This is a genomic window from Belnapia mucosa (assembly GCF_016775475.1).
Classification (GTDB): domain Bacteria; phylum Pseudomonadota; class Alphaproteobacteria; order Acetobacterales; family Acetobacteraceae; genus Belnapia; species Belnapia mucosa.
This window is the reverse complement of sequence record NZ_JAEUXJ010000005.1, coordinates 135,990-158,286: the sequence shown is the minus strand read 5'-3', so window position 1 is coordinate 158,286 and position 22,297 is coordinate 135,990. Positions and strand designations below refer to the sequence as shown.

Genomic DNA, 22,297 nt, shown 5'->3' with positions numbered 1-22,297 from the left:
CCCCTTTACGAGAGAGGGAGGATGGGGATGCCCGGCCGGTCCGTCCACCTCAGGACTTGATGAGGCCCGCCGCGGTCAGCGCCTTCCGGATCACGCCGCTCGGATCGATCTTGCCCAGTTCGATGCCGCCGAGGGTGAAGGGGGCCTCCTCCTCCTGCGGCGGGACGGGGCGTCCTTCCGGGTCGATGGTTGCGCCCCGCGGCGGAACCTGGCGTCCTTCCGGGTCGATGGTGGCACCCGGCTGCGGCGCAGGCAGGCCGAAGAAGCCGGCGATGGCGGCGGTGGAGCCGATGCCGACCGAGAGGAAATAGGCCCCGGCCTGGCCGATGCCGCCGGCATCCAGCGGCACGCCATGCGCCATGCCGGCGATCCGATGGTGCTCCAGCACCACCTCGCCCTTGGCATCCCGCCAGGCATGCGCCCGGTGCGCGCCGCTGCCGGATTCGGCCGGCGCACCGGTGACGCCATGCAGCGTCGCCCATTGCCGGACCAGCTGCTCGGCATTGGCCGGGCGGACGGTGGTATCGGCATCGCCCTGCCAGATCGAGACCCGCGGCCAGGACCCGCGATGCGGCGAGGCGCTGCGGACCAGCGCGGCCCAGTCGGCGGCAGGGCGGGGCCGGCCGGTCGACATCGCCTCGAAGGCTTCCGGCATGCTGGTCGCGGCGCCATGCGGCAGGCCGGCGATAATGGCGCCGGCGGCGAAGACCTCCGGATAGGTGGCGAGAAGGCTGGCCGCCATGGCGCCGCCGGCCGACAGGCCGGTGACGAAGACCCGCTTCGGGTCGATCCCCCGCGTCGCCACCATGTGCTGGATGGCGGCATGGATCGAGGCAACCTCGCCGCGGCCGCGGGTATTGTCCCCCGGCTCGAACCAGTTGAAGCAGCGATTGGGGTTGTTGGCCTGTTGCTGTTCCGGCAGCAGCAGGGCGAAGCCGCCGGTCCGGGCCAGGGCCGTCCAGCCCGTGCCCCGGGCGAAGCCGGCCGCATCCTGGGTGCAGCCATGCAGCGCCACCACCAGCGGGGCGTGGTGCGGCAAATCATCTGGCAGGAAAGCGAGCATCCGCAGCGCGCCGGGATTGGCGCCGAAGCCGGCAAGCTCGATCAGCCCTGCCTCCTCGGCGCTGGGCCCGGTGGCCATGCGGGCGCGCTGCCGGCGCACCAGATCGGATAGGTTGCTGCGGATCTGGTTCACAGTGGCGGTCCTTGTCGAAGAAGGGCGCCGTGGTCCCGGCGTCATTCCTTTAGCGTCCCGGGGCGTCAGGGGTTTCGCTGCAGTGCAGCATAAGTCGCGTCGATTGCGCGGGGCAGGGGTGCAACGCCGGCTCGCCATGAACGTTAAGCGAACACACCACCAAGGGGACCCTCCTCATGACCGAGAACCCGAAGCGCGACGCCGAGCCCGGATCCAACACCATCAAGGACCCCGATGACTGGACCACCGGCGACGAGAAGATGACCGGCGCCCAGGCCAGCTATCTGAAGACCCTGAGCGAGGAAGCCGGCGAGGAATTCGACCCGGAGCTGAGCAAGGCGGACGCCTCGCGCCGGATCGATGAGCTGCAGGAGAAGACCGGTCGCGGCCGCAATTCCTAAAGCCGCTTGAGGCTCCAATAGAGCGGCTGCCGCCCCTCGCGCAGCGCCTTGGCCTCGTAGCGGGTGCCGGGCCAGCTGGCGGGGCGGCTGGTCGCCGGCTCAGGGACTTCGAAGACATCCTGGGCCGCCATCACTTCCGCGACCCAGGCCTGGTAGGTCGGGTCGTCGCTGGCGATGCGCCATTCGCCGCCAGGCCGCAGCACCCGCGCCACCAGCGGCAGCAGGGCCGGGTTCACGAAGCGGCGCTTGGCATGCCGTGCCTTGGGCCAGGGATCCGGGAACATCAGGAACAGCCGGTCCAGCGACCCCTCTGGTAGGAGGCCGAGCAGGTGCCGTGCATCCTGCGGCCAGAGCCGGAGATGCGGCGGCAGCGGCCCATCGGCCTCCGCCCCGTCCTCCACCAGCCGGGAGAGCAGCGAGCAGAGCCCGTTCTCGAAGACTTCGGAGGCGATATAGCCGACCTCCGGATGGGCCTCGACATGCGCCAGCGCATGCTCGCCGCCGCCGAAGCCGACCTCGAGCCAGACGGCCTCGACCGGGCGGCCGAAGGCGGCACGCGGATCGGCCGCCTGCGCCGGCGAGAGGCGGAGGCGGGGCAGCGTCTCCTCCAGCAGACGCTGCTGCCGGGGCCGCAGCGGATGGCCGCGGCGGCGGCCATAGAGCCGGTCGGGGATGCCCTCGGCGAGGGGCGGACGGTCGGCGGTCATCGGATGTCCTGGATAAAAAAGGGGCGGTGCCGCAGCACCGCCCCCAATAGCCTGTCCGGTGCGAAGGTTCAGCGGCCGAAGGCGCGCTTCAGCTCCGGCGCCAGCAGGTCCGTCCGCTCCCAGGTGAAGGTGTCCTTCGCCAGGTCCGGCTTGCGGCCGAAATGGCCATAGGCGCTGCTCGGCACATAGATCGGCCGGTTCAGTCGCAGCATCTCGCGGATGCCGCGCGGGGAGAGGTTCACCATCTCCTGCACCACGCTGGCCAGCTTCGCCTCGTCCACGTCATGCCCCGTGCCGTGCAGGTCGAAATAGACCGAGAGCGGCTTGGAGACGCCGATGGCGTAGGAGACCTGGATGGTGCAGCGATCGGCGAGGCCGGCCGCGACCACGTTCTTCGCCACATAGCGCGCGGCATAGGCGGCCGAGCGGTCCACCTTGGTCGGGTCCTTGCCGCTGAACGCGCCGCCGCCATGCGGGGCCGCGCCGCCATAGGTGTCGACGATGATCTTGCGCCCCGTCAGGCCGGCATCGCCATCCGGGCCGCCGATGACGAACTTGCCCGTCGGGTTCACATAGAACTCGGCCTCGGGCACCTCCCAGCCGGTGGGGAGGACGTCGCGCACGATCGGGCGCAGCAGCTCCTTGATCTCGGACTGCTCCATGCCCTCGTCATGCTGGGTGGAGATGACGACGCAGGTGACGCCGACCGGCTTGCCGTCGACATAGCGCAGCGTGACCTGCGACTTGGCGTCGGGCTGCAGGCCGCGGGCGCGCTTGTCGCCGGCGCGGCGCAGCTCGGCCATGCGGTGCAGGATGTTATGCGCATAGGTGAGCGGCGCGGGCATCAGCTCCGGCGTCTCGCTCGTCGCGTAGCCGAACATGATGCCCTGGTCGCCGGCACCCTCATCCTTGTTGCCGGCGGCATCGACGCCGACCGCGATATCGGCGGACTGGGCGTGCAGATGGCATTCGAAGGCGGCCTTCCGCCAGGAGAAGCCGTCCTGGTCGTAGCCGATATCCTTCACCGCCGCGCGGACCAGCTCCTCGAGCAGGGCAGGGGTGACGCTCTCCGGCCCGCGCGTCTCGCCGGCGAGGACGATGCGGTTGGTGGTGACCAGCGTCTCGCAGGCCACGCGCGCATAGGGATCGGCGGAGAGGAAGGCATCGAGCACCGTGTCGGAGATCCGATCGGCGACCTTGTCGGGGTGGCCTTCGGACACGGATTCGGAGGTAAAGAGGTATTCGCCCTTGTCGCGCATGGCTTGGTTCGGCCTCTTGTCGCGGGAGATGGTCCGGCATACCCCGGCCTGGCTGGCCCCGAGCGGGGCGCGCGTGTGTCGCAGGCAGGGGGCGGGGGGTCAAGCGGAAGGGCCGCCCTCACAACAAAAGGTGCAGCCGCGCCTCACCCCATCCCGAGCACGTGCTTCATGTCATAGAGGCCGGGCGCCCGCCCGATCAGCCATTGCGCCGCCCGGACCGCGCCGGTCGCATAGGCCCGGCGGTCGAAGCTGCGATGGGTGAGGACGATCTGCTCGGCGCCGGCGGCGAAGATCAGGCTGTGCTCGCCGACCACCTGCCCGCCGCGCAGGGCGGCGAAGCCGATGGTGCCGGTGCCGCGCGGGCCGCAATGCCCGTCCCGCCCGCTCTCGCGCCCGGCTTCCTCCAGCGTGGTCCCGCGGCCGCGGGCAACGGCGCGGCCGAGCGCGACCGCGGTGCCGGAGGGGGCATCGACCTTCTGTCGGTGATGCATCTCCAGGATCTCGGCATCGTATTGCGCCGCCGGCAGGGCGGCAGCCATGCGCTCGGCCATGGCGAGGACGAGGTTCACGCCGGGGGCGAAATTGGCGGCATAGACCACGGGGATCTGCCGCGCCGCCTCGGCCACCGCCGCCTCCTGCGCTGCATCGAGGCCGGAGGAGCCGAGCACCAGCGGCCGGCCCGCTGCCACCGCCGCCGCCGCATGGGCGGGCGCGGCCGAGGCATGGGTGAAGTCGATCACCACCTCGCTCGCGGCGAAAAGGGCGGCCGGATCCTCGCCGCGCCGCAGCCCGCCCGCGAGCACCGCGCCGGCGGCGGCGACTTCTTCCTGCAACAGCCGGCCCATGCGGCCGGAGATGCCGGCGATGCCGATGCGGATGGACATGGGGACCCCCTCCCGATCAGGTGACCGGGCCGGTCTAGACAGTCCTCAGCGCGCCCGCCAGACCCGCCAGCCGATCACCAGCGCGACCATGAGCATCATCCCGATCCCGACCGGCCCGGCCCAGTCCTCGACCAGATGGAACCGGTCCTCCAGCGCATAGCCGGCCCAGGCGAGACCGCCGGTCCAGACCCCGGTGCCAAGGGCGGTGAAGCTGTAGAAGACCCGCCGAGGCAGCGCCACCAGCCCGGCCGGGACGGAGATCATCGTCCGCAGCCCCGGCATCATCCGGGCGAGGCAGACCGCCGCCGGGCCGTTGCGCCGGAGCGCCGCCTCAGCCCGCAGCAGCCGGTCCGAGGTCAGCCCGACATGCCGGCCGAAGCCGGCGGCGAGCCGGTGCATCCGCGCCGCGCCGAAGGCCCGCGCCACCTCGTACCAGAAGGCATTGCCGAACAGCGAGCCGCTGATGCCGGCGGCGATCACCCCGCCGATGGGCAGCTGCCCGCGCGCCGCGGCGAAGCCAGCCAGCGGCATGATCGCCTCCGACGGGATGGGCGGGAACAGGTTCTCCGCCACCATCAGCAGGAAAACGCCGATCAGCCCCGCCGAGACGACGAGCTCCGAGGCCCAGGCGATCACGAGGGCAGCCGGAACAGCAGCAGGGTGACCCAGCGGCCACGGGAGTAGTTGAAGCCGGTCACGCTGGCGAGCTCCTGCGGGGCGAGGGAGAGGGTAGCGGCCTGGCGGCGGAAATCCGCCTCCGCCCGGTTGCCAACGGCGACCACCCGGCCGGGACCACCGGCCAGGAACTGTGCCGCATCCATCCCGGTACGCAACAGTCGCACATCCTGGCCCAGGGAGAAAAGCAGCGAGGGCTCGGAATAGCCGGTGACGCCGATCTGCCCGGCCGGCAGGCCCGGCGCACTCGCCGCAACGGCATCCGCGAGCCGCGGCGCGATCCAGAGCGCGGCGAGACGCGGCGCCACCCCCTCCAGCACCGCGGCATAGAGCGGGATGGCGAGCAGGGCGCCGAGCAGCCCGGCCCGGCCCCAGGCGCGCTGCCGCCCGACCCGCAGCAGCAGATAGATCAGCGCCGCCGCGGCCGGCAGGGCGATCAGGCCGCCCGGCAGCAGCCGGCGCTCCAGCTGCCAGGGCGCCGCCAGCGCCGCCACCGCCAGCCCGGCGGCCACCAGGACCAGGGCGGCGATGCCGGCGCGGCGCCACCAGCGTCCCGGCTGGCCGCGCACCGGATCCATCGCCCAGGCGGCGCCGAGCAGCATCAGGGCGGGAAAGAGCGGCAGGGTGTAGTGCGGCAGCTTGGTCTGCACCGCCTCGAAGATCAGCCAGGAGGGCACGATCCAGGCGAGCAGGAAGCGGGTCGGCGGGTTCAGCCGGTCGCGCCAGGCGGCGGGCAGGGCGCAGAGCACGATCCAGGCCGAGGGAAAGGCGGCGATGCCGAAGGTCAGCAGGTAGTAGCCGGGCGGGCCCCAATGCTTCTCCTCACCGGAACCGATTTTGGAGAGCATGTCGCCGCCCACCGCCTGCTGGAAGAAGCGCCCCTCCGTCGCCAGGCCGATGGCGATGAACCAGGGCGCGGCGGCGGCGATCATCAGCGGCAGGCCCCAGCCCGGGCGCAGCGCGCGCAGCCAGGGCGCCTCGCGGTCGGCGACCGCGAGGGTGATGCCGCAGAGCAGCGGCACCATCGGCCCGACCGGGCCCTTCAGCAGGATGGAGAGGCCGAGCAGCAGCCAGAACCCGGCCGCCTGGCGCCCAGTGAAGGCGCCCGGCCGCAGATAGGCCGCGGCGAAGAGGCCCATGGCCGCGGTGACGCTGGCCAGCAGCGCCGCATCGGTCTTGGCGATATGCGCCTCGGCGACCAGGACGAGGCAGGAGGCGAGCATGGCGGCGCCGAGCAGGGCCGCCCGCCGTCCGACGATGGCCCGGCCCCAGTGATGGGTGGCGAGCACCGCGAGCAGCGCGCCGAGCAGGCTCGGGATGCGATAGGCCCAGATCCGGTTCCGGTCGCCGAGATGCGTCGCTTCCAGCAGATGCACCGAGCCGGCCTGGAGCCAGTGAATCCCGGCCGGCTTCTTGTTCCGCTCCTCCTCCCCGAAGCGGATGCGGACATAGTCGCCGCTCTCGACCATCTGGCGGCTGGCCTGGGCGAAGCGGGCCTCGTCCCGGTCGGTCGCCGGCAGGGTGAAGAAGCCGGGCAGCCAGAGCAGCAGGCAGAGCAGCACCAGGAACAGCCGCGGCCGCTGCTGCAGCGCATCGGGCAGCAGGCCCAGCGAGAGGTCCTGGCGTGGGGAGGCCGAGAAGTGCATGGGCGCGCACTAGCATGGGGCGGGGGCGGGGGCCATAAACCCGGCGCATGTCCACCCATCTCGGCTCCCCCACCCGCCGCGCCGCCCTTTCCCTGCTGGAGGCGGTGATGACCCGCCACCGGCCGCTGGAGGAGGCGCTGGATGCCCTGCCCAAGGGCATTGCCCCGCGCGACAAGGCGGCGGCGCACCGGATCGCCGGTGCGGTGCTGCGCCGAGCGGGTAGCCTGGATGCGGTGCTGGAACCCTTCCTGCGGCGGGAGCCGCCCTCCGAGGTGCGGCAGGCGCTGCGGATGGGGGCGGCGGAGCTGCTATTGCTCGGGACCCCGGCCCATGCGGCGGTGGCCAGCTGCGTGACCCTGGTGCCGAAGCCCTTCACGGGCCTCGCCAATGCCGTGCTGCGACGGGTGGCCGAGGCGGGCCAGGCGGCGCTGGAGGGGCTGGAGGCCGAGCGGCTGGATACGCCGCCCTGGCTGTGGTCGGCCTGGCATGGCGCCTATGGCCCCGCCGTCCGCGCCATCGCCGCGGCGCATCGGCAGGAAGCGCCGCTCGATCTCAGCCTCGCCCCGGGGGCGGAGGCGCCGGAGGGTGGCGTGGCGCTGCCGACCGGCAGCTGGCGCTACCCGGCCGGGACGCGGGTCACCGAGATGCCGGGCTTCGCCGAGGGCAGCTTCTGGGTTCAGGACGCCGCCGCCGCCCTGCCGGCCCGGCTGCTGGCGGTGCGGCCGGGGGAGGGGGTGCTCGATCTCTGCGCCGCACCGGGCGGCAAGACGGCGCAGCTCGCCGCCGCCGGCGGGCAGGTGGTGGCGGTGGAGCGGGAGCCACGGCGGGCGGCCCGGCTGCGGGAGAACCTGGCCCGGCTGCAACTGCCGGCCGAGCTGGTGGAGGCGGATGCGACGGAATGGGATGCCGGCGGGGCGGTCTTCGATGCCGTGCTGCTGGATGCGCCCTGCACCGCCACGGGAACCATCCGCCGGCATCCGGACGTGCCCTATCTGAAGCGGGCGCGCGACGTGGCACCGATGGCCGGGCTGCAACGGGCCCTGCTGGCGGCGGCGGCGCGGCGGGTGGCGCCGGGCGGGCGGCTGGTGCTCGCCACCTGCTCGCTCCAGCCCGAGGAAGGCGAGGCGCATGCGGCGCCGGAGGGATTCGTCGCCGATCCGGTGCGGCCGGAGGAAGTGCCGGGGCTGGAGGCCGCCATCACCCCCGCCGGGGCGCTGCGCACCCGCCCGGATCTCTGGCCAGAGCGGGGCGGGATGGACGGGTTCTTCATGGCGCGGTGGCGGCGGGCCTAACCAGGGCGCGCAGGGCACCGCCGATCGGCAACCATTGGAATATTTGTCTGGAATCCTGCGGCTTTCGCCGCAGGACGGCGCCTTGCCCCCCGCCTCCCCCCGCCGCTAGAACCGCCGGGATGCCCAGCCGCCCGATCCGAATTGCACCCTCCCTCCTCGCCGCCGATTTCGCCCGCCTTGGCGAGGAAGTGCGTGCCGTGGCCGCGGCCGGCGCCGACTGGCTGCATCTCGACATCATGGACGGGCATTTCGTGCCGAATATCAGCTTCGGCCCGGTCCTGGTGCGGGCGCTGCGGCGGCATGCCGACATCCCCTTCGATGTCCATCTGATGATCGCCCCGGCCGACCCCTATCTCGAGGCCTTTGCCGCGGCCGGCGCCGACCTCATCAGCCTGCATCCCGAGGCCGGGCCGCATCTGCATCGCAGCCTCCAAACGATCCGGGGCCTGGGCAAGCGGGCCGGCGTGGTCCTTAATCCTGCGACACCCGTTGCGGCGGTGGAGAATGTGCTCGATCTCTGCGACCTCATCCTCGTCATGTCGGTCAATCCCGGCTTCGGCGGGCAATCCTTCCTCGGCAGCCAGCTTGGCAAGATCGCGGCGCTGCGGCGCATGATCGATGCGCATGTCGCGGCCGGCGGGCAGCCGATCGCGCTCCAGGTGGATGGCGGGGTGACGGTGGAGACCGCGCCGCGCTGCATCGAGGCCGGCGCCGATGTGCTGGTCGCCGGCACCGCCATCTTCGGCCGGCCCGATTATGCCGAATCGATCGCCGCGCTGCGCGGCACGGGACGAGCCTGATGCGCGACATCATCCGCGGCACGCGGCGCTTCATCTCCGGCCTTCGCCCCGTGAAGGTGCCGGAGGCGCCGGCGCGGGCCTTCCGCGACCTCTGGCCGGGCGATGCCAATCGCGGCGCGCGGCTGCTGCGCGGCGAATTCGAAAGCCTCGGGACCACCCACCGGCTCGACCCGGCGGGGGAGGGCGCCTCGGGCTGGGATACGGCGGCGGGGCCGATCGCCTGGCGGGCAGCGGCGCATGGCTTCGCCTGGCTGCGTGATCTCCGCGCCCTCGGCACCGATGCCGCCCGCACCCGGGCCCGCGACCTGGCCGAGGACTGGCTGGCCCGCGGCGCCGAGGATGATCTGGCCCAGGCGCCCGAGATCGCCGCGGCGCGGGTCTCCGCCTGGCTCGGCCATTGGGATTTCCTCGCCGCCACCGCCGAGGACGGGTTCCGCAAGCGCCTCCTGGTGCGGCTTGCCCAGGATGCGCGGGGCGTCGTCGCCTCCCTGCCCGCCGAAGCGATGCATCGCGGCGCGCTGGTGACGCTGAAGGGTGCCATCGCCGCCGCCGTGGCGCTGGAGGAGGAGTCCTGGATGACCCGGGCGCTCCGCTTCCTGCCCGGCGAGCTGGAACGGCAATTCCACCCCGATGGCGGGCATGTCGAACGCTCCCCGGCGCAGCAGCTGCTGGCGATGCAGGACCTGATCGAGATTCGCAACCTGCTGCATGGCGCGGGCATCAACCCCCCGGCGGTGCTGGCGACGGTGCTGGAACGCGCCGGCCAGGCGCTGCGGCTGTTCCGCCATGGCGATGGCGGCCTCGCCCAGTTCAACGGCACGCGGGAGGAAGGGTCGGGTCTGGTCGATCTCGTCCTGACCCAGGGCCAGGCCCGCGGCCGGGCGCCGATGCTGTTGGAGGAGAGCGGCTTCCACCGCCTCCAGGCCGGGCGGACGCTGGTGATCGCCGATGCCGCGGCGCCGCCGCCGGCCAGGGCGCGGGATGCCAATACCGGCCTGCCGCGCGGCGCCGACCGCTATGCCCATGCCGGCACCCTGGCCTTCGAGATGTCGGTCGGGCGGGATCGCCTCATCGTCAATTGCGGCGCGGCGGCGGGGGCGGAGGGCGCCTGGCGCGACGCGCTGCGGGCGACGGCGGCGCATTCCACCCTGATCCTGGCCGATACCAACAGCAGCGAGCTGAAGGAGGAGGGCCTCGGCCGGCGGCCGGAGCGCGTCGAGCAGGAGCGGCACGAGGCCAATGGCGCGCAATGGCTGGAAGCCAGCCATGACGGCTGGCGCCGGCCCTTCGGCGCGGTGCACCGGCGCCGCCTCTACCTCGCGGAGACGGGCGACGACCTGCGCGGCGAGGACATCATCGAGATGCAGGAGCAGGGGGCGAAGCCGCCCGGCTTCGTGCTGCGCTTCCACCTGCATCCCGGCGTCACCGCCAGCCTGCAGGAGGACGACCAGGCGGTGCTGCTGCGCCTGCCCTCCGGCCAGGGCTGGCGGATGCGGGCCAATGGCGCGCGGGCAAGCCTGGAAGACAGCGTCTATCTCGGCGGCGAGCAGCGGCGGAACCGGCAGATCGTGCTGACCGCCGAGGCGGGACAGGACACGGTGCAGTGGGCGCTGGGCCGCGTGACGGCGACGGGGCCGGGCGAGGCGGCGGAAGCCTGACCTCGCCCTGAAACTCGCCGAAGTCACCAATGTCGATTTCTCGCTGCGGCACTTCCTGCTGCCGCTGATGCGGGGCGCCCGCGCGCGGGGGCATGAGGTGGTGGGACTCTGCGCCGAGGGCCCCCTGCTCGACCTGCCGCGAGAGGAGGGGTTCCGCGTCATCCCCGTGCCGATGGCGCGCAGCCTGAACCCGCTGGCCCAGGCGCGTTGCCTGCGCGCGCTGCACCGCATCTTCCGCGAGGAGCGCTTCGACCTCGTGCATGCGCATATGCCGATCAGCGGGCTGCTGGCGCGCACCGCCGCGAAGGCCGCCGGCGTGCCGCGCATCGCCTATACCTGCCATGGCTTCTTGTTCAACCAGCCGGGACCGGCCTGGCGGCGCGGCCTCTCTCTGGCGCTGGAACGGGCGGCGGGGCGGATCACCGATACCTTTCTGACCGTCAGCGAGGAGGAGGCGGGGGATGCCCGCCGGCTCGGTATCCATCCCGGTGCAGTGCCGGTGCTGAACGGGCGCGACCCGGCGCTGTTCCGGCCGGACCCTGCGGCGCGGGCGGCGCTGCGGGCGGAATTCGGCGTTGGGGAGGCGGACTGCGTCATCCTCGCCGTCTCCCGCCTCGTCCGCCACAAGGGCTATCCTGAGCTGCTGGAGGCGATGAAGGCGGTGCCCGGCGCCCATCTCTGGGTGGTGGGGGAACGGCTGGCGACCGATCATGGCGACGATCTGGAACCGCATTTCGCCCGCGCCGAGGCGGTGCTCGGGCCGCGCCTCCGCCGGCTCGGCTACCGCCACGATGTGGCGCGGGTGATGGCGGCGGCGGATGCCTTCGCCCTGCCGAGCCATTTCGAGGGGCTGCCGATGTCGATCATCGAGGCGATGCTCTGTGGCCTGCCGGTGGTGGCGACCGATATCCGCGGCTCGCGTGAGATGGTGGCGGAGGGCGAGACGGGCTTCCTGGTGCCGCCCGCCACGGTCGCGCCCCTGGCGGCGGCGCTGACGCGGCTCGCCGGCGATGCGGCGCTCAGGGCGCGGATGGGCGCGGCCGGACGCGCGCGGGCCGTGGAACGGTTCGACGAGGCGAAGGTCGTCGGCCGCACGCTCGACCTGCTGGGCCTGTAACACCAGGCTCTGTAACAGCAGGGTCTGTAACACTGGGCCGCAAGGGACTAAGGTGCGGCCGTGAGCAAACCCCAGCCCTTCTGGAAGACCAAACCGCTGGACGCGATGAGCCGCGCCGAGTGGGAAAGCCTCTGCGACGGCTGCGGCCGCTGCTGCCTGCACAAGATGCGCGACGAGGACACCGAGGAGGTGGTCTTCACCGAGGTTGCCTGCCGCCTGCTCGATACCGAGAGCTGCCGCTGCCGCGACTATGCGAACCGCAAGCAGCATGTGCCGGATTGCGTGAAGCTGACCGTGGCGCGGGTCGCCGCGATCGACTGGCTGCCGCCGACCTGCGCCTACCGCCTGGTGGCGGAAGGGCGCGACCTGTTCTGGTGGCATCCGCTGATCTCGGGTAATCCCGAAACGGTGCATGCGGCGGGCGTCTCGGTGCGCGGCCGTGCGGTGACGGAGCGCGCGGCGGGCGCTCTCGAGGATCATGTGGTGCGATGGCCGGGCCAGATGCCGCGCAAGGCGCGGCTGCCCGCGAAGAAAGGAGAGACGCCATGAAGAATGCCCTGTTCGGCGGCGTGAATGCCGCGGTGCTGACGGCGATGAAGCCCGATCTCTCGCCCGATCCGGTGCGGATGGCGGGGCATGCCAAGTGGCTGCTCGCCAATGGCTGCAATGGGCTCGGCGTGCTCGGCACCACCGGCGAGGCGAACAGCTTCGGCCTGCATGAGCGGAAGCAGATCCTGGAGGGGCTCATCGCCGCGGGCGTGCCGGCCACGACCATGATGCCGGGCACCGGCTGCGCCTCCCTCACGGATACCGTCGAGCTGACGCTGCACGCGAAGGCGCAGGGCTGCCGCGGCGTGCTGTTGCTGCCGCCCTTCTACTACAAGAGCCCGAGCGATGACGGGCTGTTCGCCTATTTCTCCGAGGTCATCCAGTGCGTTGGCGGCGGGATCGCCCTCTATCTCTACAACTTCCCGCAGCAATCGGCGGTGCCCTTCAGCCTCGACCTGATCGGGCGGCTGCTGAAGGCCTATCCCGGCGCGGTGAAGGGCGTGAAGGACAGCAGCGGCGACTACGCCAATATGAAGGCGATGGTCGACGCCTTCGCCAAGGATGGGTTCGAGGTCTATTCCGGCTCGGACGAGTATGTGCAGAAGATCCTGGCCGAGGGCGGCGCCGGCTGCATCACCGCGGCGAGCAATGCCAACAGCCATTGGGGTGGCATCGTCTATGCGAAGCGGACCGGGCCGGAGGCGGATGCAGCGCAGGCGGTGCTGACCGCGACGCGCAAGGCCGCGACCAGCGTGGCGCTGATCCCGGGCCTGCGTGAGATCATCGCCCGCAGCACCGGCGATGATGGCTGGCGCACCATCCGACCGCCGCACCTGAAGTTGGAGAAGGCGCAGGCGGATGCGGTCTGGGCCGCCTGGCAGGCCGCCGGCGCGCTGCCGCTGCCTGGGCTCGGCGTGAAGGCTGCGGCTGAATGAGCTTCACGGAGCCGATGCGCTGCCGGGAGCCTGCAACCGGCACCGTGCAGATCGACAACGAGCACATCCGCGTCACGCGCTGGGATTTCAATCCCGGCGCGGAGACCGGTTGGCATCGGCATGGCTGGCTCTACATCGTCGTGCCGGTAACCGATGGCTCGCTGCTGGTGGAGATGGCGGGCGGCGAGACGATGACGGCGGAGCTGCAGGCGGGCGTGTCCTACACGCGCGGCCCCGGCGTCGAGCACAACGTCGTCAATGCGGGAAGCGCGCCACTCTCCTTCGTGGAGACGGAGTTGAAATCCCTGCCGGGTTGAAGCCGCGGCCGCTTGCTGCGCATTGTGCCAGCATGGACCTTCATGACGATTCCCTGCCGTCCGAGGCCGAGGCGCTGCCCGGCCCGGTGCGTTGGCGGCGCTCGGCGCGCGCGCAGCGCGTCAGCCTGCGCATCGATGCACGCAGCGGCGCGGTGGTGGTGACCCTGCCGCTGCGCGCCGGGCGCCCTGCCGGCGTCGCGCTGCTCACGACTCATGCGGCCTGGGTGCGCGAAAGCCTCGCCGCGCTCGCACCGCATGTGCCGTTGCAACCGGGCGAGGTGCTACCGATCGGCGGCGCACCGCATGTGCTGCGGCAGGTGACGGACCGCGCCGGCGAGATCTGGCTGGAACCGGGCGCGATCCTGATCGGCGGTGGGGATGCGGTGGCGCCTCGCCTCGCCGTCTTCCTCCGCGCCGAGGCGGAGCGGCGGATCGCGGCGCTGGTCGCGCGCCATGCCGCGACGCTCGGCGCCAGGCCGCGGCGCATCCGGCTGAAGGATACGCGCAGCCGCTGGGGCAGCTGCGCGCCGGATGGCACGCTCGCTTTTTCCTGGCGGCTGGTGATGGCGCCGGGCTGGGTGCTCGACTATGTCGTGTCGCATGAGGTGGCGCATCTGCTGGAGATGAACCACGCGACGCGCTTCTGGGACCTCGTCGCGCAACTCACGCCGCACCGTGATGCGGCGGTGGCCTGGCTCAAGGAGAATGGGCCAGGCCTGCTCCGGGTCGGGTAGACCGTTGTTGGTCGCATTGTCCGAGTCGTCCGGCGTGTTACGCCGGACTTGACCATGCTCTACCGCGGCAGGAAGCCGACGATCCGCTCGGCTTCGGTCACGATCGGGTCGGCAATCGCCGCCGCCTGGTCGGCGCCGAGCCGCAGCGCGGCATCGAGCGAGGCCGGGTCGTCCAGCAGCCGCCGCATCTCGGCCTGGATCGGCGAGAGATGCGCGACCAGCGCCTCGGCCAGCACCTCCTTGAAGGCGCCGAAGCCCTTGCCGCCATGCTCGCGCAGCACATTCTCCGGCAGGCTGCCGGTGACGGCGGCGAGGATGCCGACCAGGTTGCGCGCCTCGGCCCGGCCCTCGAGCCCGGCCACCACCTCGGGCAACGGCTCGGGATCGGTGCGGGCGCGGCGGACCTTCAGGGCGATGGCATCCGCATCGTCGGTCAGGTTGATGCGCGACTGGTCGGAGGGATCCGACTTCGACATCTTCTTCGTGCCGTCGCGCAGCGACATGACGCGGGCGGCAACGCCCTGGATCAGCGGCTCGATATGCGGGAAGAAGCCCTCGGCCGAGAAGTCGTGGTTGAACTTTTCGGCGATGTCGTTGGCCAGCTCCAGATGCTGCTTCTGGTCGTCGCCGACCGGCACCAGCGTCGCCTTATAGGCCAGGATGTCGGCCGCCATCAGGTTCGGATAGACATAAAGGCCGGAGGAGGCCGCCTCGCGGTCCTTGCCCGCCTTGTCCTTGAACTGGGTCATCCGGTTCAGCCAGCCGAGCCGGGCGACGCAGTTGAAGATCCAGGCCAGCCGCGCATGGGCATGCACATGCGACTGGATGAACAGGATGCAGCGCTTGGGGTCGAGCCCGCAGGCGATCAGCGCCGCCGCCATCTCCCGCGTCTGGGTGGCCAGCTCCTTCGGGTCCTGCCAGACGGTGATGGCATGGAGATCGACCACGCAATAGATCGCGTCATGCGTGTCCTGCAGCGGCACCCAATTGCGGATGGCGCCGAGATAGTTGCCGAGGGTCGGGATGCCGGAGGGCTGGATGCCCGAGAAGACGCGCTGCATGGCGATGGGACCGTGGATCGACTGAGGCGGGGGTGATCCCCCGCCCGGCCGCCCAGGTCAAGCGCCCCAGTCAAACGCCCCAGTCAAACGCCCCAGTCAAACGCCCAGGTCAGACACCCGAGACGACCTTGTAGCCTTCCTCCTCCACCGCGGCGGCGATGGCCTCAGGCGCCGCCCCGGTCTCGGCCCGGACGGTGCCGGACTTCAGGTCCACCTGGACCCCCGCCTTCGGGTCCAGCGTGTGGATCGCCTCGGTCACGGCGCGGACGCAATGGCCGCAGCTCATGCCTTCGACCTGCAGGGTGATCATGGGGTCTTTCCTTCCAGCCCATCCAGGATGGGACAATCGGGCCGCGCATCGCCATGGCAATGGGCGGCCAGGTGACGGAGGCTTTCGGCCATGCGGCGGAGGCTGTCGGCCTTCTCCTCCAGCGCGGCGACATGGGAGAGGGCGATGGCCCGCACCTCGGCGCTCGCCCGCCCCCGGTCCTGCCAGAGGGTGAGCAGGCGTCGCACCTCCTCGAGCGGGAAGGCGAGGTCGCGGGCATGGCGGATGAAGCGCAGCACGGCGATGTCGCCCTCGCCATAGCGGCGGTAGCCATTGGCCTCGCGGGCCGGGCGGAGCAGGCCGATCGACTCGTAGTGCCGGATCATCTTCTCCGAAACGCCGGAGGCCTTCGCGGCCTCGCCGATGTTGCAGCTCATGGCTTCCACCTTGCCAGCCGCAGGGCATTGGCCAGCACCGAGACGGAGGAGAAGGCCATCGCCGCCCCTGCCAGCATGGGCGAGAGCAGGCCGAAGGCCGCGAGCGGCAGGCCGATCAGGTTGTAGCCAAAGGCCCAGCCGAGATTTTGCCGGATGGTCCGGAGCGTCCGCCGCGTCACCGCCAACGCCGCCGGAACCAGGGCCGGGTCGCCGCGCAGCAGGGTGATGCCCGCCGCCTGGATGGCGATATCGGTGCCCGTGCCCATGGCGATGCCGAGATCGGCGGCGGCCAGCGCTGGGGCGTCGTTCACCCCATCGCCCACCATGGCGACCCGTGCCCCGGCTGCGCGCCAGGCGGCGACCCGTTCCGCCTTGTCGGCCGGCAGCAGCCCCGCCGCGACCTCCGTGATGCCGAGCTGGGCGGCGATCGCGGCGGCGACGGCCGGGCTGTCGCCGCTCAGCATCGCGGCCTGCAGGCCCATATGGCCGAGCGCGGCGATGGCCGGGGCGGCGCCGGGCCGCTCCGCATCCTCGAAGGCGAGCAGGGCGAGGACGCGCGGCTGCGGGCCAGCCTCGATCAGCCAGGCCGGGGTCTGGGTCTCCGGCGCGGCGAGGCCGGCCGGATCGGCGCCGCTCTCGGCCAGCAGGCGGGGGCTGCCGAGCAGCAGGGCGCGGCCTTCCACCGTGCCGGAGACGCCGCGGCCGGGCAGGGCGCGGAAATCGGCAACCGGGGGCGGCGGGGCGCCGGCGCGGTCCAGCACGGCGCGGGCCAGCGGATGCTCGCTGCCGGCCTGGAGGGCGGCGAAGAGGCGCAGCGCCTCCGCCTCGGTCACGCCCGGCGCGGTGTGCAGGGCGGCGAGGCGCGGGCGGCCCTCGGTCAGGGTGCCGGTCTTGTCGAAGGCGACGAGGGTGATGGCGCCGGCCCGCTCGATCGCCTCGGCATCGCGGATCAGGATGCCGGCCCGGGCCGCGGCGCCGGTGCCGGCCATGATGGCGGCCGGGGTGGCGAGGCCGAGCGCGCAGGGGCAGGCGATGACGAGCACCGCGACGGCGCGCAGCACCGCCGCTTCCGCCCCCGCGCCGGCCAGCAGCCAGCCGAGCAGCGTCAGGGCCGCGAGCCCGACCACCACAGGGACGAAGACGGCGCTGACCCGGTCCACCAGCCGCTGCACCGGCGCCCGGCTGGCCTGGGCGGCGGCGACCAGGGCGGCTGTGCGGGCCAGCACCGTCTCGGCACCGACCGCCCGAACCTCGATCACCAGCCGGCCGTCGAGGGCGATGGTGCCGGTCGAGACCCGGTCGCCGAGGCCCCGTTCCACCGCGCGGCTCTCGCCCGTCAGGGCGCTTTCGTCGATCCCGGCCTCGCCCTCGCGGATCAGGCCATCGGCCGGGATGCGCTCGCCAGGACGGACGACGACGCGGTCGCCGACCGCCAGCGCGGCGGCCGGCACCTCCTCCTCCCGGCCCTCGGCATCCAGGCGCCGGGCCGATTGGGGGCGGAGCGCCAGCAGCGCCTCGATCGCGGCGCCGGTCGCGCGGCGGGCCCGGGCTTCCAGGTATTTGCCAAGCAGGATGAAGAGGATGACGACCGCGCTCGCCTCGAAATAGAGGTGATGCCAACCCCGCAGCAGACCCCAGAGCGAGAGGCCGAAGGCAGCGCTGGTGCCGAGCGCGACCAGCAGGTCCATGTTGCCTGTCCCGGCCCGGAGCGCCGCCCAGCCGGCCCGGTAGAACCGCGCGCCGAGCCAGAACTGCACCGGCGCGGCCAGTGCCAGCTGCACCCAGCCGCCCGGCATCCAGTTCCGGCCGAAGGCCATCCCGATCATGCCGAGGAAGAAGGGCGCCGAGAGCAGTGCCGCCAGCAGCAGGTCCCGCCGCTCCCGCCCGCCCTCAGCGGCGCGAACCTCCGGCGTGCTCTCGCGCAGGCTGTAGCCGGCTCGCTGGATGGCCGCGGCCAGCGCCGCCTCCTCGGTGCCGGCGACGGCGCGGACCATGGCGCGTTCGGAGGCGAGGTTCACCCGCGCCTCCAGCACCCCCGGCACGCGGGACAGGGCACGTTCCACCCGCCCGGCGCAGGTGGCGCAGGTCATCCCGCCGATGCCGAGATCGAAGCGCGTCTCCGGCACGGCATAGCCGGCCTTGGTCACGGCTTCGATCAGCGCTGGCAGCGGCGCCCCGCCCTCGACCGCAGCCCGCTCGCTCGCCAGGTTCACCCGCGTGCCGAGCACGCCCGGCACGCGGCCGAGGGCGCGTTCCACGCGCTTGGCGCAGGTGGCGCAGGTCATGCCGGCTATGGGCAGGCTGAGGCTGGCGGGGAGGGGTGCTTCGGGCATGGCAGGGATATGGGGCTTCCCACAATGGGAGGGTCAAGGGCTGGAACCGCCGGAAGTTGCCCCCGCCGTCGAGGCCTGGCGCCAGGCTTGGCGGCCGGACAAGCTGCGGCTGCTGCTCCTCGCCGAGAGCCATATGGCGGGCTCGGCTGCGGAGCTGGCGATGCCGCTGCAACCCGCCCCCGGCTGGCCGATGCCGGCGGGCTTCGTTCGCCATCTCTACTGCCCGGCCTATGGCGAGCCCTCGCTCGCGCCCGGCCTCCGGCCCAATGCCGGCACGCCGCAATACTGGCGGCTGCTGGCTGCAGCCGAGGGCAGCCCGGCCCCGACCCGCGCCGGCTTCCCGGATGCTGCGGCGCGGCTGGCCGCCAAGCGGGCGCTGCTGGAGCGGCTGCGGCAGCGGGGCATCTGGCTCACCGATGCCTCCCTGGTCGCGGTGGCCGGGCCGGGCGGGCAACGCCTCGGGCCTGCCGCCTATGGTGCCGCGCTGCGGGAGAGCTGGCACCGCTACCATGCCGCGCTGCTGCCGGCGCTCGACCCGGCGGCGGTGCTGGTCATCGGCCTCTCGGTCGCGCGGGTGCTGCGGGCCGAGTTAAATGCTGCCTTCCTCGGCCGCTGGACGGCGGTGCCGCAGCCCATGGGCGCCCGCGGCGCGGCGCCGGCCGCGGCGCTGCTCGCCGCGCTGGCCGAGGCGCTGCGGCGTCACGCCCCGCTCGATTGACAGCGGGCCGGCTGCGCCCGACATGCCGGTCATGCCGCACCCGTTCCGCCTCGCGCTCCTCCTCCTCCTGCTCACCCCGGGCATTGCCTTTGCCCAGGGCCAGCCCTTCCATGTGGTGAACCGCACCGGCGTCCCGGCGAAGGAGCTGAACGCCGTCCGCACCCCGCGCGGCACCGCCAGTGATTGGGGCCGCAACCTGCTCTCGCCCGACCGGCCGCTGGCGCCGGGCGGCGGCTTCCGGGTGAACCCGGCCGAAGCTGCCGGCTGCCGCTTCGACCTCCGCCTGGTGCTGGAGGATGGGCGGGAGGCGATGCTGCAGAATCAGGATATCTGCGCCAACCGCGAACTCGCGCTGGAAGCCGCCAGCCGCCCGCTGCCCTCCGGCAAGCCGGCGCCGGCCAGCGCCGCGGTGGTGCCGCCGCCCCCGAATGTCCCGCAGCAGCAGCCGAACCGGGAGGCCCGCAACGTCTCGACTGGCAGCGGCTTCCTCGTCGCGCCCGACCGGGTACTGACCAACCAGCATGTGGTGAATGGCTGCAACCGGATCGTCATGCGGACGCCGGATGGCCGCTGGCTCGGCGCCGTGCCGCCGGCGCGGGTGGATGCGGAACTCGACCTCGCCCTGCTCGCCGTCCCCGGCCTGCCCGGCCCGGCGCTGCCCTTCCGCGGCGGGCCGGCGGTCCGGCGGGGCGATGGGGTCATCGCCTATGGCTTCCCGCTGGCCGGGCTGCTCTCCTCGGATGCCAAGCTGACGCGGGGCGAGGTGAACGGGCTCGCCGGCCTCGCCAACAATCCTGGCCAGTATCAGATCAGCGCCGAGGTGCAGCCGGGCAATTCCGGCGGCCCGCTGATCGACATGCATGGCAATATCGTTGGCGTCGTGGTCTCGAAGCTGAATGCCCAGCGGATCGCCCGCGCCACCGGCGACATCGCCCAGAACATCAATTTCGCGGTGAAGGGGGAAGCGGCGCTGACCTTCCTCCGCCGCGCCGGGCTGAACCCGCAGGTCGCCGACAGCAGCGGGCCGGAGCGCGGCGCCGCCGATATCGGCGAGATCGCCAATCGCAGCACGCTCTTCATCCGTTGCGAGCGGTAGCGACCCACAAGGCGGCGCAGGCCGCCAGCAGCACGACCCAGCTGCCCGCGAGTGCCGGCCCGGCGCCCCAGGCATCGATGGCGAGGCCGACCAGCAGCGGCACCGCGCCGAAACCGAGATGGGCCACGACGAAATAGCCGGCGACGGCCCGCGCCCGCCCCTCGCCCGAGGCGGCCTCGGCCACCGCCGCCAGCCCGCCCGGATAGACGAAGCCATAGCTGCCGATGCCGACCACGGCGCCGCCCAGCAGCAGCGGCCCCATGCCCCAGCCCGTGGTGCCGAGGAAGGTCAGCCCGGCGCCTGCCAGCAGGATCCCGAGCCCGAGCCGCACCGCCCGCCGCGGCGCGACGTCCCGGACGGCCCGCTGCGCCATCACCCCGACCAGCATCATCCCGCAGGCAGCGAAGGGCCCGGCCAGGCGCCCGCCACCCGCGGCGAGGGCCGATTGCACCGCGGTCAGCACCGTCCCCGTCACGCCCCAGCCGGGCAGGATGGCGCAGGTGGTCGCCCAGGTGCCGCGCGGGAAGGCAGGGCGACGGAGCCAGCCGCGCTGTGGCGCCGCCAGGGTCTCCGGCAGCCGCGCCACCAGCGGCAGCAGCAGGGCGCAGAGGACCAGATGCAGGGCGAAGGTCGGCGGCGGTCGCAGCCCCGGCCAGATCAGGATGGCGGCGAGCGTCAGGATGCCGCCCGCGCCGAAGCTGCCGATGGTGGCGAGCGCGATGGTGCCGGCGGCGCGGCGCCCGCCCTCCGGCCCGCCGCCGGCGAGTTCCGCGCCCCAGGCCGCGGCCGCGCCGGCGACGCAGCCCATGCCGAGCCCCTGCGCCACGCGCGCCAGGGCCAGCGCCGGGATGCTCGGCACCAGGCTGAGGATGAGGCTCGAGAGCGCCGCCAGCGCCACGCCGAGCAAGACGCAGGGCCGCCGCCCGATGCGGTCCGGCAGCGGGCCGAGCAGGGGCGCGGTCAGGATCACCGTCGCCGCATAGCAGGCGAAGGCCAAGGCCAGCGCCCCGGCCCCATAGCCGCCACGGGCCGCGAGTTCGCCATAGAGCGGCAGCGGGATGGTCGTCGCCAGCCCGACGGCGCCGACGGCGAGGCCGACGAGAGGGGCGGCATGGCGGGGATGGGGCAAGCGGCGGGCTCCGTGGCGCCGGTGCAACCTGCGGCAGGAAGCTGCGCCGGAGAAGGGGCGATCCAGTGGACAGCGGCAGCGCGCAGGGGCAGAATTTGTGCCATGCCCAATCTCCTCCTGCGCGACAGTACCGATGCCGACATCCCGGCCATCGCCCGCATCTATGGCCACTGGGTCCTGAACGGCCGGGCCAGCTTCGAGCTCGACCCGCCGGGCGAGGCGGAGATGGCGCGGCGGCGGGAGGCGGTGCTGGCCGCCGGCTACCCCTATCTGGTCGCCACCGATGCCGAGGGGCAGGTGCTCGGCTATGCCTATGCCAGTGCCTATCGCGCCCGCCCGGCCTATCGCTTCTCGGTCGAGAACTCGATCTATGTGGCGCCGGAGGCGGGGCGGCGCGGCGTCGGCCGGCTGCTGCTGCCGGCCCTGGTCGATCGGTGTGCCGCGCTCGGCTACCGGCTGATGATCGCGGTGATCGGCGATTCCGGGAATGCCGGCTCGATCGGCCTGCACAGCGCCTGCGGCTTCACCCATGCCGGGCTGCTGCCGGCGGTGGGGTGGAAGCATGGGCGCTGGGTGGACAGCGTCTTCATGACGCGGCCGCTGGGCGAGGGCCCGACGACCGCGCCGGAGTAGCCATGGGAGTAAGAAGTCAGGCCGCCGCCACGCGTCGGGCGGAGAGCCGGGCGCCATCCAGCGCCCAGGCACCGGCGCCGAGCCCGGTCTGGACCAGCAGCGTCACGGTCCAGAAGGCCGGATATTCCCAGCCGCCGCCCGGGACGTTGAACAGCCAGCCATTGCCCACATGCTGCATCATCGCGCCGAGCATGAGCGGCACCAGGGCAAGGCTCACCCAGCGGGTGGCGAAGCCGGCGATCAGTGCCAGGCCGCCCAGGATCTCGGCGAAGGTGACGATGGCGCCGAGCACGGGCGGATAGCCGATGCTGCCGAAATAGCCCATCGTTCCCGCCAAGCCGAAGGTGCCGAGCTTGAGGATGGCGCCATGCGCCAGGAACATGATCCCTTGGGCGATCCGCAGCAGGGCGGCAGCATAGGGGGCGGTGGTCTGGGTCTCGGGCATCGGGGGTC

The 22,297-nt window shown here is 72.6% G+C and carries 24 protein-coding genes; 12 read left to right on the top strand and 12 right to left on the bottom strand.

Features of this window, described 5'->3' with window-relative positions; translation table 11 throughout:
- Positions 1-49: 49 nt before the first annotated feature.
- Complete coding sequence (locus tag JMJ55_RS14225; protein WP_202826225.1) at positions 50-1,195, bottom strand: extracellular catalytic domain type 1 short-chain-length polyhydroxyalkanoate depolymerase; 1,146 nt, start codon at positions 1,193-1,195, stop codon at positions 50-52.
- A 176-nt stretch (positions 1,196-1,371) separates the two neighbouring features.
- On the opposite strand from JMJ55_RS14225, the gene JMJ55_RS14220 reads away from it, so the two are divergent.
- A complete protein-coding gene (locus JMJ55_RS14220) occupies positions 1,372-1,596 on the top strand; it encodes a DUF3072 domain-containing protein (RefSeq protein WP_202826224.1) in 225 nt (74 codons plus the stop codon).
- On the opposite strand, the gene trmB is transcribed toward JMJ55_RS14220, so the two are convergent.
- The 5 genes from trmB to JMJ55_RS14195 all read right to left on the bottom strand — a co-directional run bounded on the left by trmB (position 1,593) and on the right by JMJ55_RS14195 (position 6,767).
- Complete coding sequence (trmB, locus tag JMJ55_RS14215) at positions 1,593-2,303, bottom strand: tRNA (guanine(46)-N(7))-methyltransferase TrmB (RefSeq protein WP_202826223.1); 711 nt, start codon at positions 2,301-2,303, stop codon at positions 1,593-1,595. The two genes, JMJ55_RS14220 and trmB, sit on opposite strands and share 4 nt — an antisense overlap.
- A gap of 68 nt (positions 2,304-2,371) precedes the next feature.
- A complete protein-coding gene (gene metK / locus JMJ55_RS14210) occupies positions 2,372-3,562 on the bottom strand; it encodes a methionine adenosyltransferase (RefSeq protein ID WP_202826222.1) in 1,191 nt (396 codons plus the stop codon).
- 143 nt (positions 3,563-3,705) lie between these two features.
- Entirely contained in the window at positions 3,706-4,446 is a 741-nt protein-coding gene (gene dapB, locus JMJ55_RS14205; RefSeq protein WP_202826221.1) for a 4-hydroxy-tetrahydrodipicolinate reductase, read from the bottom strand.
- A gap of 45 nt (positions 4,447-4,491) precedes the next feature.
- Positions 4,492-5,082, bottom strand: a complete 591-nt coding sequence (locus JMJ55_RS14200) for a DedA family protein (RefSeq protein ID WP_202826220.1) — start codon at positions 5,080-5,082, stop codon at positions 4,492-4,494.
- The gene (locus tag JMJ55_RS14195; RefSeq protein WP_202826219.1) at positions 5,079-6,767 is read right to left on the bottom strand and encodes an ArnT family glycosyltransferase; all 1,689 of its coding nucleotides are present in this window, start codon (positions 6,765-6,767) and stop codon (positions 5,079-5,081) included. The genes JMJ55_RS14200 and JMJ55_RS14195 overlap by 4 nt, the downstream gene beginning before the upstream one ends.
- A 47-nt stretch (positions 6,768-6,814) precedes the next feature.
- On the opposite strand from JMJ55_RS14195, the gene JMJ55_RS14190 reads away from it, so the two are divergent.
- The 8 genes from JMJ55_RS14190 (at position 6,815) to JMJ55_RS14155 (ending at position 14,169) form a co-directional block, all read left to right on the top strand.
- Positions 6,815-8,059: an RsmB/NOP family class I SAM-dependent RNA methyltransferase gene (locus JMJ55_RS14190; RefSeq protein ID WP_202826218.1), complete on the top strand. Its 1,245-nt coding sequence runs from the start codon at positions 6,815-6,817 to the stop codon at positions 8,057-8,059.
- Between the two features lie 119 nt (positions 8,060-8,178).
- The gene (gene rpe / locus JMJ55_RS14185; protein ID WP_202826217.1) at positions 8,179-8,859 is read left to right on the top strand and encodes a ribulose-phosphate 3-epimerase; all 681 of its coding nucleotides are present in this window, start codon (positions 8,179-8,181) and stop codon (positions 8,857-8,859) included.
- Positions 8,859-10,517 (top strand): heparinase II/III family protein, encoded by a 1,659-nt coding sequence (locus JMJ55_RS14180; RefSeq protein WP_202826216.1) that lies wholly within the window; start codon positions 8,859-8,861, stop codon positions 10,515-10,517. The genes rpe and JMJ55_RS14180 overlap by 1 nt, the downstream gene beginning before the upstream one ends.
- A 7-nt stretch (positions 10,518-10,524) precedes the next feature.
- Positions 10,525-11,634 carry a glycosyltransferase family 4 protein gene (locus JMJ55_RS14175; protein WP_202826438.1) on the top strand — a complete coding sequence of 370 codons (1,110 nt, stop codon included), beginning with the start codon at positions 10,525-10,527 and terminating at the stop codon, positions 11,632-11,634.
- Positions 11,635-11,694: 60 nt separating this feature from the next.
- Positions 11,695-12,183: a YcgN family cysteine cluster protein gene (locus JMJ55_RS14170; protein WP_202826215.1), complete on the top strand. Its 489-nt coding sequence runs from the start codon at positions 11,695-11,697 to the stop codon at positions 12,181-12,183.
- Positions 12,180-13,118 carry a dihydrodipicolinate synthase family protein gene (locus tag JMJ55_RS14165; RefSeq protein WP_202826214.1) on the top strand — a complete coding sequence of 313 codons (939 nt, stop codon included), beginning with the start codon at positions 12,180-12,182 and terminating at the stop codon, positions 13,116-13,118. The genes JMJ55_RS14170 and JMJ55_RS14165 overlap by 4 nt, the downstream gene beginning before the upstream one ends.
- Entirely contained in the window at positions 13,115-13,435 is a 321-nt protein-coding gene (locus tag JMJ55_RS14160) for a cupin domain-containing protein (protein WP_202826213.1), read from the top strand. The genes JMJ55_RS14165 and JMJ55_RS14160 overlap by 4 nt, the downstream gene beginning before the upstream one ends.
- Positions 13,436-13,467: 32 nt before the next feature.
- Positions 13,468-14,169, top strand: a complete 702-nt coding sequence (locus JMJ55_RS14155) for a M48 family metallopeptidase (protein WP_202826212.1) — start codon at positions 13,468-13,470, stop codon at positions 14,167-14,169.
- 59 nt (positions 14,170-14,228) lie between these two features.
- Here JMJ55_RS14155 and trpS read toward each other — a convergent pair whose 3' ends face one another.
- The 4 genes from trpS to JMJ55_RS14135 all read right to left on the bottom strand — a co-directional run bounded on the left by trpS (position 14,229) and on the right by JMJ55_RS14135 (position 18,268).
- Positions 14,229-15,230, bottom strand: coding sequence for a tryptophan--tRNA ligase (gene trpS / locus JMJ55_RS14150; protein WP_202826211.1), 1,002 nt, complete (start codon positions 15,228-15,230; stop codon positions 14,229-14,231).
- A 109-nt stretch (positions 15,231-15,339) separates the two neighbouring features.
- On the bottom strand, positions 15,340-15,540 hold the full coding sequence (locus JMJ55_RS14145) for a cation transporter (protein WP_202826210.1): 201 nt from the start codon (positions 15,538-15,540) through the stop codon (positions 15,340-15,342).
- Positions 15,537-15,935: a Cu(I)-responsive transcriptional regulator gene (gene cueR, locus JMJ55_RS14140; protein ID WP_202826209.1), complete on the bottom strand. Its 399-nt coding sequence runs from the start codon at positions 15,933-15,935 to the stop codon at positions 15,537-15,539. Before cueR ends, JMJ55_RS14145 begins: the two co-directional genes overlap by 4 nt.
- On the bottom strand, positions 15,932-18,268 hold the full coding sequence (locus tag JMJ55_RS14135; RefSeq protein WP_202826208.1) for a heavy metal translocating P-type ATPase: 2,337 nt from the start codon (positions 18,266-18,268) through the stop codon (positions 15,932-15,934). The genes cueR and JMJ55_RS14135 overlap by 4 nt, the downstream gene beginning before the upstream one ends.
- Here JMJ55_RS14135 and JMJ55_RS14130 point away from each other — a divergent pair.
- The gene (locus JMJ55_RS14130; RefSeq protein WP_202826207.1) at positions 18,267-18,986 is read left to right on the top strand and encodes a hypothetical protein; all 720 of its coding nucleotides are present in this window, start codon (positions 18,267-18,269) and stop codon (positions 18,984-18,986) included. The genes JMJ55_RS14135 and JMJ55_RS14130 overlap by 2 nt on opposite strands.
- Before the next feature lie 22 nt (positions 18,987-19,008).
- Positions 19,009-20,082 carry a trypsin-like peptidase domain-containing protein gene (locus JMJ55_RS14125; RefSeq protein ID WP_202826206.1) on the top strand — a complete coding sequence of 358 codons (1,074 nt, stop codon included), beginning with the start codon at positions 19,009-19,011 and terminating at the stop codon, positions 20,080-20,082.
- Here JMJ55_RS14125 and JMJ55_RS14120 read toward each other — a convergent pair.
- Complete coding sequence (locus JMJ55_RS14120; protein WP_202826205.1) at positions 20,063-21,211, bottom strand: MFS transporter; 1,149 nt, start codon at positions 21,209-21,211, stop codon at positions 20,063-20,065. The two genes, JMJ55_RS14125 and JMJ55_RS14120, sit on opposite strands and share 20 nt — an antisense overlap.
- Before the next feature lie 102 nt (positions 21,212-21,313).
- On the opposite strand from JMJ55_RS14120, the gene JMJ55_RS14115 reads away from it, so the two are divergent.
- A complete protein-coding gene (locus JMJ55_RS14115) occupies positions 21,314-21,844 on the top strand; it encodes a GNAT family N-acetyltransferase (RefSeq protein WP_202826204.1) in 531 nt (176 codons plus the stop codon).
- A 16-nt stretch (positions 21,845-21,860) separates the two neighbouring features.
- On the opposite strand, the gene JMJ55_RS14110 is transcribed toward JMJ55_RS14115, so the two are convergent.
- A complete protein-coding gene (locus JMJ55_RS14110; RefSeq protein WP_202826203.1) occupies positions 21,861-22,289 on the bottom strand; it encodes a DoxX family protein in 429 nt (142 codons plus the stop codon).
- Positions 22,290-22,297: the final 8 nt, after the last annotated feature.